Genomic DNA, 15,389 nt, shown 5'->3' on the forward strand with positions numbered 1-15,389 from the left:
GTCTGCCGACTGCCGGAGGATCAGAAGGCGGAGGGAACGGCCGTGTACCCGGCCTTGGCGATCGCCGCGACGATCTCGTCCACCGACGTGACCGAGGGGTCGTGGTCGACCTCGACCCGGCCGGAGGCGAACTTCACGCTCACCTCCTGGACGCCGGCCAGTCGTCCGACCCGCTTCTCGATCTTGGAGACGCACGACGGGCAGGTGAACCCGTCGGCACGCAGGATCGTGTGGGCGATGGGGGTGGCGGTGCTCATGGTGGGACTTCCTTCTGCGATGACTCCGAGGATCTCCTCGATGACACCTCCAACGTAGGAAGGTTCCGAGCGCCGGGACATGATGGCGATCAATCAACCGCAGGGGCTTGCGACCGCGAGCGATCCGGCGTCCCGAACGGGGTTAGGGTGCTGGCATGTCGCGCCCGGACACCGATGGAGCGGATACACCGGCGCCCCAGGGGCGTCGGACGATTCCACTGCGGCAGGTCACCCTTCCGCATGCGTGCCCCCGGCCCGTGCGCATGGCGGTGCTGGCACGTGCGCCCTACTTCGAGGGGTTGAGCGAGACGGAACTGGACGGGATCGACCGCCGCATGCAAACCCGCTCGTGGGAGGCCGGCGACCACCTCTATCGCGCGGGCGACCGCGCGACCGCCTTGCACGTGGTCGCCGAGGGCCGGGTGAAGCTGTCCCAGACGACGGCCGACGGCACCGAGACCGTCACGGACATCCTCGTGCCCGGAGAGCTGTTGGGTGCGATGGACTCCGTCGGAGAGCCGATCCACCGGCAGTCGGCGTCGGCCCTGGTCGGCACGTGCACCCTGCGCATCTCCCAGGCCGAGTTCCGGGAAGTGCTGGCGTCGGTTCCCGGCGTCGCGCTCAAGGTCCTGGACGACGTGGCCGGACAGCTCGTCCGTGCCCGGTCCGACATCGGCGGACAGGTCACAGAGACCGTCCCCCAACGGACCGCCATCGCACTGCTGCGACTGGCCGACAAGCTCGGTGTGGACCGTGGCGCCGAAGGAATCGTCCTCGAGGTGCCGCTCTCGCGCGCCGACCTGGCGGGCCTGGCTCGTTCGACGCCCGAGTCGGTCTCCCGCGTGATGAGTCGGTGGAAGAAGGAGGGCAGCATCGACTCGGGACGCCGTTGGACCGCGATCCTGGATCGTGGTCGCCTCGAGGACGAGGCATCGGGCAACGCGCGGTCCCCGCGGCCATGACGACGTCAGGCAGCACGGTGCGCTCGCTGCCGGTCGGGACTCACTTCTTCGTGAGCGCGGATCCCTTGTGCGCGGCGATGTGGTCGGTCTTGTCGCTCTGCACCTCGTACTGGGGATCGTCCTCGCTCGCGCGTCGAGGGTGACCCTTGTAGTCGAAGTCCTTCGTGTGGACCTTGATGATCCGTCCGGTGACGTGTCCCGCCTCGGAGTTCCACGTCACGTGGTCGCCCACCTTGAACCGGTCGCTCATGTCCGCTCCTGGTCGAATCGATGTGCCGCGTCCAGTCTCGGTCGCCTGCCGCGGACCGGCAACGCGAGTCCGTGCCGGCTCAGCTCCGCGGCGCGTCAGCCTCGAGTCGCGCCCGCAGGTACGGAGCGGTGGCGCCGAGACCGGCCGCAGCCACCTCCTGCGGAGTGCCGGCCGCGACGACGCGTCCGCCGGCATCACCGCCGCCCGGGCCGAGGTCGATGACCCAATCGGCGCTGACGACCGTGTCCAGGTCGTGCTCCACCACGACCACCGTGTTCCCGGCGTCCACGAGTCGGTGCAGTTGTCGCACCAGCAGCGCGATGTCGGCCGGATGCAGACCTGACGTCGGCTCGTCGAGCAGGTAGAGGGCATGTCCCCGCCGCGCCCGTTGCATCTCGGTGGCGAGCTTGATGCGCTGCGCCTCGCCGCCGCTGAGCTCGGTGGCCGGCTGACCCAGGCGCAGGTACCCGAGACCGACCTCCTGCAAGGTGATCAGACTGCGCGCCGCGGCCGGGACGTCGGCCAGGAAGTCGGCCGCCTCGTCCACGGAGAGGGCGAGCACGTCCGCGATCGTCTTCCCGCGATGACGGATCTCCAACGTCTCGGCGTTGTACCTCGCACCGTGGCAGGTCGGGCACGGCGCGTAGGTGCCGGGCATGAACAGCAGCTCCACGGAGACGAATCCCTCGCCCTGGCAGGTGTCACAGCGTCCCTCGGGAACGTTGAACGAGAACCGGCCCGCGCCGTAGCCGCGCTCACGCGCTTGCGGAGTCGCCGCGAAGACCTTGCGAACGGCGTCGAACAGACCTGTGTACGTCGCCAGGTTCGAGCGAGGCGTCCGCCCGATCGGGCGCTGGTCCACGAGCACGAGTCGGTCGAAGGCCTCCAGCCCGTCGGCGTCATCCACCTCGATCCGCATCGTCGAGGACTCCTCGCGGTCCGGCACCTGTCCGAGGTGCCGGCGGACCAGCTCGGCCACCACGTCGATGACGAGCGTCGACTTGCCCGAGCCGGAGACCCCGGTGACGGCCGTCAGCACGCACAGCGGGATGTCGACCGACAGGTCGTCGAGGTTGTGCCGGCTGATGCCTCGCAGGCGCAACCATCCGCTCGCAGAGCGCTGGGGACGCTCCCAGGGCTCGGCCCGACCGAAGAGGTGGGCTCCCGTGACCGAGTCCGCCACGTGCTCCAGGCCGGCCACCGGCCCCGAGTAGAGGACGTGACCGCCTCGTTCGCCGGCACCGGGACCGATGTCCACGATCCAGTCGGCGCGACGGACGACGTCGAGATCGTGCTCGACGACGAAGAGCGAGTTGCCCGAGCCCAAGAGCCGGTCGAGCACGTCGAGCAGGGGCGCGGCATCGGCCGGATGGAGACCGGCCGACGGTTCGTCGAGCACGTAGACGACGCCGAAGAGCCCGGAGCGCAGTTGGGTCGCGATGCGCAACCGCTGCGCCTCGCCCGGTGAGAGCGTCGTGGAGCTGCGATCGAGCGAGAGGTAGCCGAGACCGAGATCGAGCAGCACCCGGATGCGGGCGAGCAGGTCGCCGCAGATCCTGACCGCGACCTCGGTGCCCTCGCCGGAGTCGGCGGCCGAAGTGGCCGTCGAGACGTCGGTGAGCTCCGCCACCGGTCGCATCACCGCAGCAAGGTCGTCGAACGACAGCGCATTGAGCTCGGCGATCGTCCGTCCGGCGAACGTGACCGCCAGCGAGGCCTCCTGCAGTCCGGTTCCCCGGCACAGCCCGCACGGTGCACTGCGCACGAAGCGCATCGCCTTCGTGCGCATCATCTCGCTCTTGGAGGTGGCCAGCACATGGTGAACGTGCGCGCGGGCACTCCAGAAGAGGCCGTAGTAGCCGTGGTCGATGCGACCGGGTTCCGGCTCGACCAGGACCTTGGGCTGTTCCTCGGTGAAGAGCAGCCACTCGCGGTCCCGAGCACTCAACGTGTGCCACGGCGCGTCGACGTCGATCCCCAGTCCGGCGACGACACTGCGCAGGTTCGCGCCCTGCCACGCGCCCGGCCAGGCCGCGATCGCTCCCTCCCGGATGCTCAGGGAGGTGTCCGGCACCATCAGCTCCTCGCTGACGTCGTGCTCCTCCCCCAGCCCATGGCATCGCGGACACGCCCCGGCGACGGTGTTCGGTGAGAAGGCCTCCGCGTCCAATCGCGTCGCACCCGGCGGATAGGTACCGGCTCGCGAGTAGAGCATCCGCACGAGATTGGACATGGTCGTCAGCGTTCCGACGGTGGAGCGGGAGCTGGGCGCTCCACGCCGCTGCTGCAGCGCCACGGCCGGCGGCAGCCCGGTGATCTCCTCCACGTGCGGTGCGCCGACCTGGTGCAGCAGTCGCCGGGCGTACGGCGCGACCGACTCGAAGTACCGACGTTGCGCCTCGGCGTAGAGGGTGCCGAAGGCCAGGGATGACTTCCCGGACCCGGACACCCCGGTGAACACCACGAGCGCATCGCGCGGCACCTTGACGTCGATGTTCTTCAGGTTGTGCTCACTGGCACCGCGGACGTGGACGAAGTGGTCGCTGGGGTCATGGGCCACGTCACCTGTATAGCCCAGCCGGCCGTCTCGTGCCGTGGGTGCGCAGTCACTGCCAGGGCGTCAGGTGGACGACTCCACCAGACGGCGCAGGGCGTCGAGGTCCTGCTCGATCATCTGGCAGTCCCGCTCGAACTCGTCGTCGCTCATCTCGAGCCGGCGGATGGTGAAGACGACCTCGGCACCGTGCGGGTGCGTGAGGACACGGAACGGATTCGTGACGGTCATCCCGGAGGGCAGCGTCACGGCGTGGTCGAGGACGCCGAGGTCGTTGTGCGGGACGAACCGGACCGACACCTGCCCCATCGGGGACTGCGCGATGAGAACGTCTCCGCGCACCTCGACCTCGGACTGCGCCAGACCTTGTGCCCAGCGCGGCAGGTTCGCGGGATCACCGGCGAAGGCGTAGACCGTGGCGGACGGCGCGGCGATCACGCGGCTGATGTGGCGGGACTCCATACCCTGCAGGATGCCACCGACGGCGCTGGAATGGACCCATGATGATGCGGCGATGGACAGGCGCGGTTCGGTCCGACCTCGATCTGGGTGCGTTCGGATGACTGCGCGCAGCGTCGCGGAGAAGATGGGCGTCAAGCCGGGCTGGACCGCGCACTTCGTGCATGCGCCCGCCGGGGTCCCCGAGTCCATGGACCTGCCCGACCTGGAGCTCGTCGACTCCCTCGACGGCCTGCTGGACTACCTGCACCTGTTCGTGACGACCCAGGAGCAGATGCGCGCCGAGTTCCCGGAGCTCGTCCCCCATCTGGCACCGCAGGGGAAGCTGTGGCTCTCCTGGCCGAAGGGCCGTCGCCTCGGCTCCGACCTGACCCTGCCGAGGGTGATCGAGATCGGCTACGACTGCGGTCTCGTCGAGAGCACGTGCCTGTCGATCGACGAGACGTGGAGCGCGCTGAGGTTCACGCACCCGAAGCCGGGGACGCGGTACGCGAACAGCTTCGGCACCTTGCCGGGCCAGCGCTGAGGAATCCCGAGCGGGGCCCCTCCGGAAGGACTTGTCGCGATGCCGTCTCTCGTGGTTGTATCTACATACAGATTCGACCTAGATACGAGAGACGGTGCCGCATGGCGGACCAGACGGCATGGCCGGCAGCAGACGAGGCCTGGCTGGAGCGCTACCGCAGGTCGATCGCCGGCAAGCACGTGCCGGCCGCCGTGCTCGAACAGCGGGAGCGTGAGCTGCTCGAGGCGGTGCGCGCCGCCGACATGCCGGCTATCGAGCTCTTCGGGAAGGCGGACGTGCTGGCGGCCGAGGACGCCGCCGAGCTGGCAACCGTGGACGAGGAGGTCCGCGAGTCGCTGGGTGGCGGCCTGCGTCCCGCGCTCCGGGAGGTCGGCCACACGCTGATGGGGATCGGGATCGTCGCGGTCCTGATCATGTTCGCCCGCCACGGCTGGACCATCGATCTCGACCTCGCCCTGACCCTGGTCGCCGCAGGCGTGACGATCGCCTTCGTCGGCTGGACCGTCACCCGGGCCCTGTTCGCGAGCGGACGGTCCGGCGGGGCGGTCTCCGCGCTGGTCGCCGCCGTCGCCGCCGCGCTCGCGGCGATCGCCACCGCAGCGGTCCTGGGCGCCGACCGGATCGTGGCGAGGGACGTGCCGACGCCGTTGCTCGCGCTGGCGATGCTCATGCCGGGTGTCACCGCACTCGTCCTCGCGAGCCGGATGCCCCAGCAGCGGTTCCGTGAGTCCTGGGACGACGCCCAGTGGCTGCACCGCTTCCGTGGCGCGCTGCGATCCCGCTTGGTGCCGGCCCCCGCGGCCCAAGGTCACGTCGCCGAGCTCGAGCAGGCGCTGGCTGCCGCCGGGACGTCCGCCCACGACGAGTTCGGCGACCCCGTCGTCCTGGCCCGTCAGGTGGCCGCCGCCGACCGCGTCGCCCGGACCCGACGTTGGTGGGTGTCCACCGTCGCCGGCACGGGCACACCGCTGGTCATCGCGGCCCTCGTCCTCGCGAACCAGAGCTGGGGTGCGCTGACGATCCCGATCAGCGTGGTCCTGGCCCTCGCGGGCCTCGCCGCACCCGTCGTCCGCTGGGACGACCGCCCGTGGGCGAAGGGAGCATGAGCGCCGCCGCCTGGCAGCGAGCCTCGCTGCCACTGCTCATCCTGAACGTGCTCTCCGTCGCCCCACGGCACGGGTACGGCATCTCGCAGGCGCTCGTGTCCGCGGGGCTCCAGCCGATCCGCGGCGCGCAGCTCTATCCCGCACTCGTCCGCCTCGAGGACGAGGGAGCCATCGAGGCGCAGTGGGAGCAGAGCGAGTCCGGACCGGCCCGCAAGGTCTACGAGCTGACGGCAGCGGGCCGGGCGCAGCGCGAGGAGCTGACGGCACAGTGGGAGTCGTTCATCCGCGCCGTCGAGGACGCGGGGCACGAGCCGACGACATGAGGACGTCTCGACGACGGGAGCGTGACCCGGCCGCGTGGCGCTGCCGCGCAATGTTGTGGCTGCTCGGCCCACATCTGGGCCGAAGCGGCACAACATCCGGCGAGGCGGAATGCTCCGCGACGACCGCGCCGCCTGCGCCTGCCGTAATCTGAGCCGGTGTCCCGTTCGCCCCTCCAGCATCCGAGCCCACGGGCAGGTCACTCCCTGACGGCTTGCGGTGCGGGGCCCCTTGCCCTGGCTCTGACTCGCCCGAAGCAGAGTGGGACCCCTGTCGAGAAAGAGAAGCGATGACGTCACCTCACCAACCGCCGCACGCGGTGTTCACCGGCGCACTGGGCGACACAGCGGCCGGTGGGTACGTTCCTGCTCGAGCCGAAGTGAGCGACGGCGCGGTGTCACTGTGGGTCGCGTCGCCCGAGGGCTGGACGCAGTACTTCAGCGTTCCGGCTCACGAGGTCGTGGTGAAGTCGGCCGCCCAGCGAGTCACCTTGGTGGTCCGCGGCCAGAGCTATCCGATCCTTGCGGATCCGGGTTCCGTGAACAGAGCCATCGGATACGGCGTTGCCGGAACAGCAGCGGACGTCCTGAACAAGCCCGGGCTCGAGGTGGGCGTCGACATCGGCCGCGGCATCAACGTCGCTGACGCAGCACGCTCGTTCTCCGCGAACGGCGGTCCTGCGTTCATCGCCGCTGCGCGGCAGTCGGGCGCGCGCACGTCGCGTCTCGGCTACGGACCGATCCTGGCGATCGGCTTCGGCGCCGGCCTCGTCGCCGTTGCCGCTGTGACGGTCATCACGGCGTTCGTGCTCACGCGGTGAGGCACGTCCGAGCAACCGCGGAGCTCGCGTGAACCCGTCCGCGCCAGACCAGCAGCGAGCAGCAGCCTCGGATCCAGGCACGCCACTGCGCGTCCTCACCGACCTTGCCGCTGGGCGCTGGGACCTGCACGGGCTGATCGCAGCGAACCCTGCATCCTCGCCGGAGCTCGTCCGCTGGATCAGGGAGGTCAACCCGACGCTGTCCGTGCAGCAGGCACCCCACAGCGCCGCGCCTCAGAAGCACGCTCATCCTCCCTATCAGCCAGCACCGCAAGGATCGGGCCCCCAACCCCAGGCTTGGCCCGGGCAGCAGACGTCACCGCCGTTCGCCGCTCGACCGGCAGCGTATGGCTTCGGGCCGCCACGCACACCTCGGCGACGCCCAGGGACAGGCGCCTGGCTGGTGGGTTGCGGCTGCCTCGCTGTCGCCGCATTCATGGCTGTCGTCGTCATCGCCGGTCTCGGTGCTGTGCTGAGCTCCGAGGGCGACAGCCCCACCGGCCCAGCACAACCCACGGCGGCAGACTCCGCGATCGAAACGCAGATCGCGCGGTACCAGCAGGAGCGGACCAGGATCGACGAGCTCGCGGTGGCGTTCGACGGCACGGCTGTCGCGTCGCTCGTTGCTTGGTTCGAGTGGCTCCACCGACAGGACGAGAGGATGGCTGACCCCGCGTTGCTGGAGTACACAGCGCAGACGATCGCCACTCAGACCACGACGTTCCGCGAAGAGCTCGAAGCCAGCATCGTGGCGGCCAAGACTCGGCGCAAGAACCGGAGCGGCTCGGTCACCGAGCGCATCGTGGACAGAGCAGGCAAGGGCTTCATCGGCATCCGATGGGATGCAGCGACCGCATGCAAGGCCGAGGTGCGAGAGGGCTGGCGCAGAATCGGGTGCGTCAAGAAGGGAGACTCCCTCACGGTTCATCTCCTGCCCGAGCGCGAGCTCGGCAGATGGGGCAGCACGAGGGCCGTGGTCCACGAGCTCGCACACGTCTACCAGCGCGCGGACAAGGCCCGATTCGCCGACAACAAGGGCGACTACGAGGCGCTCCTCGCGAAGGGGATGTTCCACGGCAGCCTCGAATCCATGGCCGACTGCTTCTCGATGACGTACTACAACGAGTGGACGCTCTCGCGGGACGGCCAGAGCATCGGCTACGGCTACGTCTGCAACAAGAAGGAGCGCCGAGCCATCCGCAGGTGGGCAGCCAGCATCGGCGCACCCCTGCGCTGAGCACGTCCGCTGCAGCTTCGCGCGACTCGGGCGCCGATTCAGACGTTGAAGCGCAAGCACGACCAGGTCCCGAAGGACACGACTTCCCGGCCCGATCCGTCACGCGGCCAGCGGCGCGCGGTGGCTGCCCCACGGCTCGAACGTCGAGGGCTGCTCACTGAGCGTGGCGCCCTGGTCCGGGTCGGCCTCGACAGCCACGGCACACCGTCGCCCAGCGCGGTCAGAGGACCTTCTTGACCACGCTCGACTTCAGCTGCACATCGGGCAGGTCAGCAGGGCACCCGACTCGTACGTGTAGTCCTCGCCGCACGCGGGGCAGGGAGGCAGCGTCTCAGACATGGAAGCGGACGTGTCCTGGGGCATCCCGGCTGCTTTCGACGATCGTTGGCAAGTACCGAAACTAACTGATTCTCGAGCGGAATGAGGCTACCGCAGACGTTGTCTGCCTTCGTCACCGAGCCGCCGCAGCCGGGTCGAAACGGCGTGCGATTCAGGCACCGCCCTTCACCTGCGGTGGGTGATGTCCTGCTCTTGGCCACGCGGCACAGTGGCTGACGGGGTGCGGTGTCGCAACGGCGCGACCTCCACCGTCCGGAAGGCTCAGGTGCCGAACGTGACCGATCAATCGCAGGGCCGACTCTCGGATGCGCAGGTCGCCGAGTTGCTCGCGCTGACCAGGGACGTGGACAGCGTCGAGCTCAAGATGACCGTGCTGGACTCGGATCGACGCGCTGCCGTGGCGGCCCTGGGGATGGATGCCCTCGATGCCGAGATTCGCCAGGTGTACTTCTTCGACACTCCTGACCTGAGGCTCGACAAGCACGGTGTCGTCGTCCGGGCCCGCCGCGCGCAGCGGCGGGGAGACGACTCGGTGGTCAAGCTGAGGCCCGTGGCGCCGGCTCACATCCAAGAGGCGTGGGCCTCGGACAACCTCGGGGTGGAGGTCGACGCGATGCCCGGGGGCTTCGTCTGCTCGGCGTCCATGAAAGCCACGTGGGAACCGCCCCTGGTGAAGGAGGTCGCCTCAGGCGAGAAGGCAATCCACAAGGCGTATTCCAAGGAGCAACGATCGTTCTTCACGGCCCATGCGCCCGAGGGTGTCGAACTGGACGACCTGTCGATCCTCGGCCCCATCACCGTGCTCAAGCTGAAGTTGCATCCGCCCGAGCTGCGGATGCGTCTCGTCGCGGAGCTCTGGCTCTACCCGGACGGCTCCCGGATCCTCGAGCTCTCGGCCAAGTGCCCTCCGGCGGAGACCTTCCAGGCCGCGGCCGAGCTCAGGGCCTTCCTGACCGTGAAGGGTCTCGATCTCTCGGGCGAGCAGCAGACGAAGACGAGGTCAGCGCTCGAGTACTTCTCCGCCCAGCTCTCAGGGAGTGACTAGCCGAATCTCCCGACCAGCAGGTCGTGTCGCAAGCCGCGATCGCTGTCACCAGGCGCGACCGTCAGGTCGAGGTCGTCGAAGAGCGTCCGGTGCGCGTGTCCACCGGACAGTCCGGTGTCTCAGCGGTCGCGCTGCACGCGCCCCTCGTCCCACACGGGCTCCGAGCTCTCGCGCACCACGCCGTCGGCCCCGAAGACCAGGAATCGGTCGAAGGTCTTGGCGAACCAACGGTCGTGGGTCACGGCCAGGACGGTGCCCTCATACGACTCGAGCGCGGACTGCAGCGCCTCGGCCGACTCCAGGTCGAGGTTGTCGGTGGGCTCGTCGAGCAGCAGCGACGTCGCTCCGCCGAGCTCGAGGCGCAGGATCTGCACCCGCGCCTTCTGCCCTCCCGAGAGCCGCTCGTACGTGGTCTCGGCCTGCTGCTCCAGCTCGTAGCGACGCAATGACGACATCGCCGGCCCACGCTGCAGCGCATGTTCGGCCCACAGGATGTCCAGGAGCGTGCGGCCTTCGAGCTCGGGGTAGGCGTGGGTCTGTCCGAAGTGCCCCGGCACGACCCTCGCGCCGAGCTTCCACGTGCCCGAGTGGTCGACCGGCTGGCCCGCCAGCAGGCGCAGGAAGTGCGACTTGCCGGAGCCGTTCGAGCCGAGCACGGCCACCCGCTCGCCCTGGAAAACCTCGAGGTCGAACGGCATCATCAGGCCCGTCAGTTCCAGCTTCTCGACGGTGATCGCCCGCACGCCGGTGCGGCCGCCCTTCAGGCGCATCGTGATGTCCTGCTCGCGCGGCGGCTCAGGCGGCGGCCCGACCTCCTCGAACTTCCTCAGCCGGGTCTGCGCCGCGGCGTACCGCGACGCCATCGCATGGCTGACGGCGGCAGCCTGCTGCAGGCTCACCACCAGCTTCTTCAACCGAGCGTGCTGCTCGTCCCACCGTTTGCGTAGCTCCTCGAACCGCGCGAAACGCTGCGTGCGGGCCTCGTGGAAGGACGCGAAACCGCCTCCGTGCACCCACACGTCGGCCCCGGCCGGCGACGGCTCGACCGACAGGATCTTGTCAGCGGCCTCCGACAGCAGCTCGCGGTCGTGCGAGACCAGCAGCACGGTCTTGCGGGTCTCGCGCAGCTGCTGCTCCAGCCGGCGCTTGGAGGGCACGTCGAGGTAGTTGTCGGGCTCGTCGAGCAGCAGCACCTCGGCCGGTCCTCGCAGCAACGCCTCCAGCACGACCCGCTTCTGCTCGCCGCCCGACAGCGTCACGGCCTCGCGGTCCATGACGGAGTAGTACGAGGCACCCAGCGCTTCGATCGTGCACATGTCCCAGGTGTTCTCATAGTCGTAGCCGTCGGCCTCGGCCCAGTCCGAGAGCGCTTGGGCGTAGGCCATCTGCGTGGCCTCGTCGTCGTTTGAGGCCAGCGCGGCCTCGGCGGCATCGACCGCCCGCGCGGCGTTGCGGATCCGGTCGGGCGCCACACTCACCAGCAGGTCACGCACCGACGACCCGTCACGAACTGTCCCGACGAACTGCGGCATCACCGCCAGGCCGCCGGAGACGTTCACGGTGCCAGAGTCGGGCGTCAGGGAGCCGTCGATCAGTCTGAGCAGCGTCGACTTGCCGGCCCCGTTCGGTCCGACCAGCGCCACGACGGACCCTTCCCCCACACGGAACGACACGTCACCGAGCAGCAACCGCCCGTCCGGCAGGACGTATTCAAGGTGTGCGACGTCGACGTGACCCATGACAGAAGCCTGTCAGGCGGGGTCACCCCTCAGCCCATGGGTCCGCGAGCATCAGCTCCGTCGTCAGCCGAGGGCGGCTGCCAGATGTTCTAGACGTTGAAGCGGAACTCCACCACGTCGCCGTCGGCCATGACGTAGTCCTTGCCCTCCATGCGCACCTTGCCGGCGGCCTTGGCGTCATTCATCGACCCGGCGGCGACGAGGTCGTCGAAGGACACGATCTCGGCCTTGATGAAGCCCTTCTGGAAGTCCGTGTGGATCACGCCGGCGGCCTCGGGGGCCGTGGAGCCCTTCCGGATCGTCCAGGCGCGCGACTCCTTGGGGCCCGCCGTCAGGTAGGTCTGCAGGCCGAGCGTGTCGAACCCGACGCGCGCCAGCTGGTCCAGACCCGGCTCCTCGATGCCGAGGTCGGCGAGCATCTCGGCCCGCATCTGCTCGGCCTCCTCGTCGTCGCCCAGCTCGACCAGCTCGGCCTCGCTCTTGGCGTCGAGGAAGACGGCCTCGGCCGGCGCGACGATCTCGCGCATCCGGGACTTGAGCTCCTCGTCGTTCAACTCGTCGGTGTCGCAGTTGAAGACGTAGAGGAATCGCTTGGCGGTCAGCAGGTGCAGGTCGCGCAGGGCCTCCAGGTCGAGCCCGGCCTTGTGCACGCCGGTGCCGGCCTCGAGCGCCTCCTTGGCCTTCTTGGCCTCCTCGAACTGCGCGACGAGGGACTTGTCCTTGCGGACCTCCTTCTCGAGCCGCGGCAGCGCCTTGTCGACGGTCTGCAGGTCGGCCAGGATCAGCTCGATCGAGATGGTCTCGATGTCGCTGGCGGGGTTCACGTCGCCGTCGACGTGCGTGACGTCCTCGTCGCGGAACACACGGGTGACCTGGCAGATCGCGTCCGAGTCGCGGATGTGGGACAGGAACTTGTTGCCCATCCCCTCGCCCTCCGACGCACCGCGCACGATGCCGGCGATGTCCACGAACTCGACCGTCGCCGGCAGGATGCGCTCGGACCCGAAGATCTCGGCCAGCTTCTCGAGCCGCGAGTCGGGGACGCCGACGACACCGACGTTGGGCTCGATCGTCGCGAACGGGTAGTTCGCCGCGAGGACGTCGTTCTTGGTCAGGGCGTTGAAGAGCGTCGACTTGCCGGCATTGGGAAGTCCGACGATTCCGATGGTGAGGGCCACGAGGAACCAGCCTACTGCCGCGCCGCGAAAGCGGTTTCCTGCCCATGTACCGCAGGTGTAACTCCGTGATACATTCCGCGTGACCCGCATCACACTCCTCGAGGGGACCCCCGTGCTTCGACTCACCAGACTCGTCACCACAGCCGCCGCCGGCGCACTGGTCGCCGCCCTCGGCGCCGCGCCCCAGGCCGGCGCCGCTTCGGCCACCTTCTACGACCCGCCGGCGGACCTGCCCGCGGGACAGGGCGCGATCGTCCGCACCGAGCCGATGAAGCTCGCGTTGACCCTGCGCGGCCTGTACCTGCCGGGCAACGCCACCCGGATCATGTACACCTCCACCGACGAGGCCGGCGAGCCTGCCGCGGTCAGCGGCGCCTACATCGAGCCGACCAAGAAGTGGCGCGGCACGGGACCGCGCCCACTCGTCGCGGTCGCCGCGGGAACCCAGGGCCAGGGCGACGCGTGCGCGCCGTCGAAGACCCTCGAGAACTTCCTCAACGTCGAGGGCGACGAGTTCGGCATCGGCTACGAGATCCCCAGCATCTACGACTTCCTGAACCGTGGCATCGCCGTCGTGCTGACCGACTACATCGGCCTGGGCACCACCGACCGCGTCCACACCTACACGAACCGCCTCGACATGGGCCATGCCCTGCTCGACGCCGCGCGTGCCGCGCTGAAGCTGCCGAACACCTCGATCTCGCAGTCCTCCCCTGTCGGCCTGTACGGCTACTCCCAGGGCGGTGGCGCCGCCGGCTCCGCGGCCGAGCTGGCTCCGTCCTACGCCCCCGAGCTCAACCTCAAGGGCGCCTACGCGGGCGCTCCCCCGGCCAACCTCGCCGAGGTGCTGAAGTCGGCCGACGGCACGGACCTGACCGGCGTCATCGCCTACGCGATCAACGGCATCACGCCCTACCACCCCGAGCTGCAGAGCGCTCTCGACACCCTGGCGACCGCGGAGGGCAAGGCGGCGCTCGAGAAGGTCAAGACCCAGTGCATCGGCGGAACGCTGTTCTCGTACGGCTTCCAGAAGACGAAGAAGTGGACCACGACGGGCCAGTCGCTCTACGACATCCTCAAGACCAACCCCGAGCTCCGCGCTCCCGTCGACGCCCAGCGCATCGGCCGCCTCAAGCCGGCCGTCCCGGTCCAGGTCCTGACGGGCACGAAGGACGACATCGTCGACCATGCCCAGGCCAAGCAGCTGGCGAAGGACTGGTGCGACCAGGGCGCCAACATCACCTACACGCCCGTCATCCAGATCATCCCCACCGCTGGCACGGCGTTGAACCACCTGACGCCGATGATCACGCGCCTCGGTGCGACGCACGACTGGCTGCAGGACCGCCTCGAGGGCAAGTCCGTGCGATCGAACTGCGGATCGCTGCGACTTCTCCCCTGATGGACCACGCGTGACCGCACCGGGCGATGATCGGGTCGTGAGAGACGACCCGATCGTCGCCCGGCTGCGTGCGGCGGGCTGTGTGTTCGCCGAGCAGGAGGCCGCCTTCATCCGGCGCCACCTCGACGACCCGCGCGACGTTGAGCGGGCCGTCGCGGGTCGAGTCACGGGATTGCCCCTCGAGCAAGCCGTCGGCGCAGCCGAGTTCGCCGGCACCACCGTCGCCGTCGCGGACGGCGTCTTCGTCCCACGCATCCGGGCCGAGTCGATCATCCGGGCCGCGGTCCACGACCTGCCCGACGCGCGCGTGGCCGTGGACCTGGGCTGCGGGTGCGGTGCCCTGGCGGCCGTCCTGGCCAACCGCCTGCCGAACGCCGACGTCCACGCGGTCGACATCGACCCGGCCGCCGTCGTGGTGGCGCGGTGCAACGGCCGGCGGTACGGGTTCACCGCTCACCACGGGTCCTGGTGGGACGGGCTGCCCCACGACCTGCGCGGGCGAGTCGACCTCGCCGTGGGCTACCTGCCCCATGTGCCCAGCGACCACGTGCTCACCATCCATCCCGACTTCCGGTCGCACGAGCCGCTCGCCGCCGTCGACGGCGGTCCCGACGGACTCGACCACCTGCGCACCGTGCTGGACACCATGCCGAAGTGGCTGGCGCCGGGCGGCCGCTTCGTCACGTTGCTCTCCGCGTGGCAGGCCGACCAGGTCGGCGGGCGCGTGCTGGAGTCCGACGACGGGGACGCCGTCGTCATGTTCGGCTGAGCCCATCGGTGACACAATGACGGCCGTGACCGTCATCAAGATCAACGCCATCACCGTGCCCAAGTCCGCCGGCGACGAGCTGGCCCACCGCTTCGCCAAGCGAGCCGGCGCCGTCGACGGCCAGGACGGCTTCGAGGGCTTCGAGCTGCTCAAGCCCACCGACGACCGCGAGCAGTGGCTCGTCCTCACCCGCTGGCGCGACGAGGAGTCGTTCCAGGCCTGGCTCAGCTCGTCGGCCTTCGCCCACGGCCACCGCTCGGAGTCCGAGCGTGCCGGCGGCGAGGCACCCAAGCCCGTCTCCACGCACAGCGAGGTCTGGAGCTACGAGGTCGCCGACCTGACCCGAGGCTGACCTGCCGGGCCACGCGGCGCGCTGGGCCGGCAACTCCCCTCATTTGTGTCGGACCCAGTCGCCAGCATGGCCG

At 69.5% G+C, this 15,389-nt stretch carries 17 protein-coding genes; 10 read left to right on the forward strand and 7 right to left on the reverse strand.

The features are described from left to right. Positions 1 to 20: 20 nt before the first annotated feature. Positions 21 to 257 carry a heavy metal-associated domain-containing protein gene (locus RT323_RS07520; RefSeq protein WP_313406582.1) on the reverse strand — a complete coding sequence of 79 codons (237 nt, stop codon included), beginning with the start codon at positions 255 to 257 and terminating at the stop codon, positions 21 to 23. 263 nt (positions 258 to 520) lie between these two features. Here RT323_RS07520 and RT323_RS07525 point away from each other — a divergent pair, with 263 nt between their 5' ends. After that, the gene (locus RT323_RS07525; protein WP_313406585.1) at positions 521 to 1,219 is read left to right on the forward strand and encodes a Crp/Fnr family transcriptional regulator; all 699 of its coding nucleotides are present in this window, start codon (positions 521 to 523) and stop codon (positions 1,217 to 1,219) included. A gap of 40 nt (positions 1,220 to 1,259) precedes the next feature. Here RT323_RS07525 and RT323_RS07530 read toward each other — a convergent pair whose 3' ends face one another. From RT323_RS07530 to RT323_RS07540, 3 genes are all read right to left on the reverse strand, one after another. Next, the gene (locus RT323_RS07530) at positions 1,260 to 1,469 is read right to left on the reverse strand and encodes a DUF2945 domain-containing protein (RefSeq protein ID WP_313406587.1); all 210 of its coding nucleotides are present in this window, start codon (positions 1,467 to 1,469) and stop codon (positions 1,260 to 1,262) included. A gap of 79 nt (positions 1,470 to 1,548) precedes the next feature. Then, on the reverse strand, positions 1,549 to 4,029 hold the full coding sequence (gene uvrA / locus RT323_RS07535) for an excinuclease ABC subunit UvrA (protein ID WP_313406590.1): 2,481 nt from the start codon (positions 4,027 to 4,029) through the stop codon (positions 1,549 to 1,551). A gap of 60 nt (positions 4,030 to 4,089) precedes the next feature. Then, entirely contained in the window at positions 4,090 to 4,485 is a 396-nt protein-coding gene (locus RT323_RS07540) for an SRPBCC family protein (protein WP_313406592.1), read from the reverse strand. Positions 4,486 to 4,582: 97 nt separating this feature from the next. On the opposite strand from RT323_RS07540, the gene RT323_RS07545 reads away from it, so the two are divergent. The 5 genes from RT323_RS07545 to RT323_RS07565 all read left to right on the forward strand — a co-directional run bounded on the left by RT323_RS07545 (position 4,583) and on the right by RT323_RS07565 (position 8,492). Continuing rightward, a complete protein-coding gene (locus RT323_RS07545; protein WP_313406595.1) occupies positions 4,583 to 5,008 on the forward strand; it encodes a hypothetical protein in 426 nt (141 codons plus the stop codon). A gap of 101 nt (positions 5,009 to 5,109) precedes the next feature. Continuing rightward, positions 5,110 to 6,114, forward strand: a complete 1,005-nt coding sequence (locus tag RT323_RS07550; RefSeq protein WP_313406598.1) for a hypothetical protein — start codon at positions 5,110 to 5,112, stop codon at positions 6,112 to 6,114. Then, the gene (locus RT323_RS07555; protein ID WP_313406600.1) at positions 6,111 to 6,437 is read left to right on the forward strand and encodes a helix-turn-helix transcriptional regulator; all 327 of its coding nucleotides are present in this window, start codon (positions 6,111 to 6,113) and stop codon (positions 6,435 to 6,437) included. The genes RT323_RS07550 and RT323_RS07555 overlap by 4 nt, the downstream gene beginning before the upstream one ends. Positions 6,438 to 6,724: 287 nt before the next feature. Then, on the forward strand, positions 6,725 to 7,255 hold the full coding sequence (locus tag RT323_RS07560; protein WP_313406602.1) for a hypothetical protein: 531 nt from the start codon (positions 6,725 to 6,727) through the stop codon (positions 7,253 to 7,255). Positions 7,256 to 7,691: 436 nt separating this feature from the next. Next, complete coding sequence (locus RT323_RS07565; protein ID WP_313406605.1) at positions 7,692 to 8,492, forward strand: hypothetical protein; 801 nt, start codon at positions 7,692 to 7,694, stop codon at positions 8,490 to 8,492. Between the two features lie 249 nt (positions 8,493 to 8,741). Here RT323_RS07565 and RT323_RS16715 read toward each other — a convergent pair whose 3' ends face one another. Then, a complete protein-coding gene (locus RT323_RS16715) occupies positions 8,742 to 8,855 on the reverse strand; it encodes a hypothetical protein (RefSeq protein WP_396172141.1) in 114 nt (37 codons plus the stop codon). 250 nt (positions 8,856 to 9,105) lie between these two features. Here RT323_RS16715 and RT323_RS07570 point away from each other — a divergent pair, with 250 nt between their 5' ends. Continuing rightward, positions 9,106 to 9,876, forward strand: a complete 771-nt coding sequence (locus tag RT323_RS07570) for a hypothetical protein (protein ID WP_313406606.1) — start codon at positions 9,106 to 9,108, stop codon at positions 9,874 to 9,876. Positions 9,877 to 9,995: 119 nt separating this feature from the next. On the opposite strand, the gene RT323_RS07575 is transcribed toward RT323_RS07570, so the two are convergent. Together RT323_RS07575 and ychF are read right to left on the reverse strand one after the other, a co-directional pair. Next, entirely contained in the window at positions 9,996 to 11,615 is a 1,620-nt protein-coding gene (locus RT323_RS07575; RefSeq protein WP_313406608.1) for an ATP-binding cassette domain-containing protein, read from the reverse strand. Between the two features lie 89 nt (positions 11,616 to 11,704). Further along, entirely contained in the window at positions 11,705 to 12,793 is a 1,089-nt protein-coding gene (gene ychF, locus RT323_RS07580) for a redox-regulated ATPase YchF (RefSeq protein WP_313406610.1), read from the reverse strand. Between the two features lie 79 nt (positions 12,794 to 12,872). Here ychF and RT323_RS07585 point away from each other — a divergent pair, with 79 nt between their 5' ends. From RT323_RS07585 to RT323_RS07595, 3 genes are read left to right on the forward strand one after another with little or no spacing between them, the layout of a single operon-like run. After that, on the forward strand, positions 12,873 to 14,195 hold the full coding sequence (locus RT323_RS07585) for a lipase family protein (RefSeq protein WP_313406613.1): 1,323 nt from the start codon (positions 12,873 to 12,875) through the stop codon (positions 14,193 to 14,195). A gap of 37 nt (positions 14,196 to 14,232) precedes the next feature. Further along, a complete protein-coding gene (locus tag RT323_RS07590; RefSeq protein ID WP_313406615.1) occupies positions 14,233 to 14,964 on the forward strand; it encodes a methyltransferase in 732 nt (243 codons plus the stop codon). 25 nt (positions 14,965 to 14,989) lie between these two features. Further along, complete coding sequence (locus tag RT323_RS07595; RefSeq protein WP_396172143.1) at positions 14,990 to 15,316, forward strand: antibiotic biosynthesis monooxygenase family protein; 327 nt, start codon at positions 14,990 to 14,992, stop codon at positions 15,314 to 15,316. Positions 15,317 to 15,389: the final 73 nt, after the last annotated feature.

Origin of the sequence: Aeromicrobium sp., from assembly GCF_032084975.1 — a bacterium.
Classification (GTDB): Bacteria; Actinomycetota; Actinomycetes; order Propionibacteriales; family Nocardioidaceae; genus Aeromicrobium.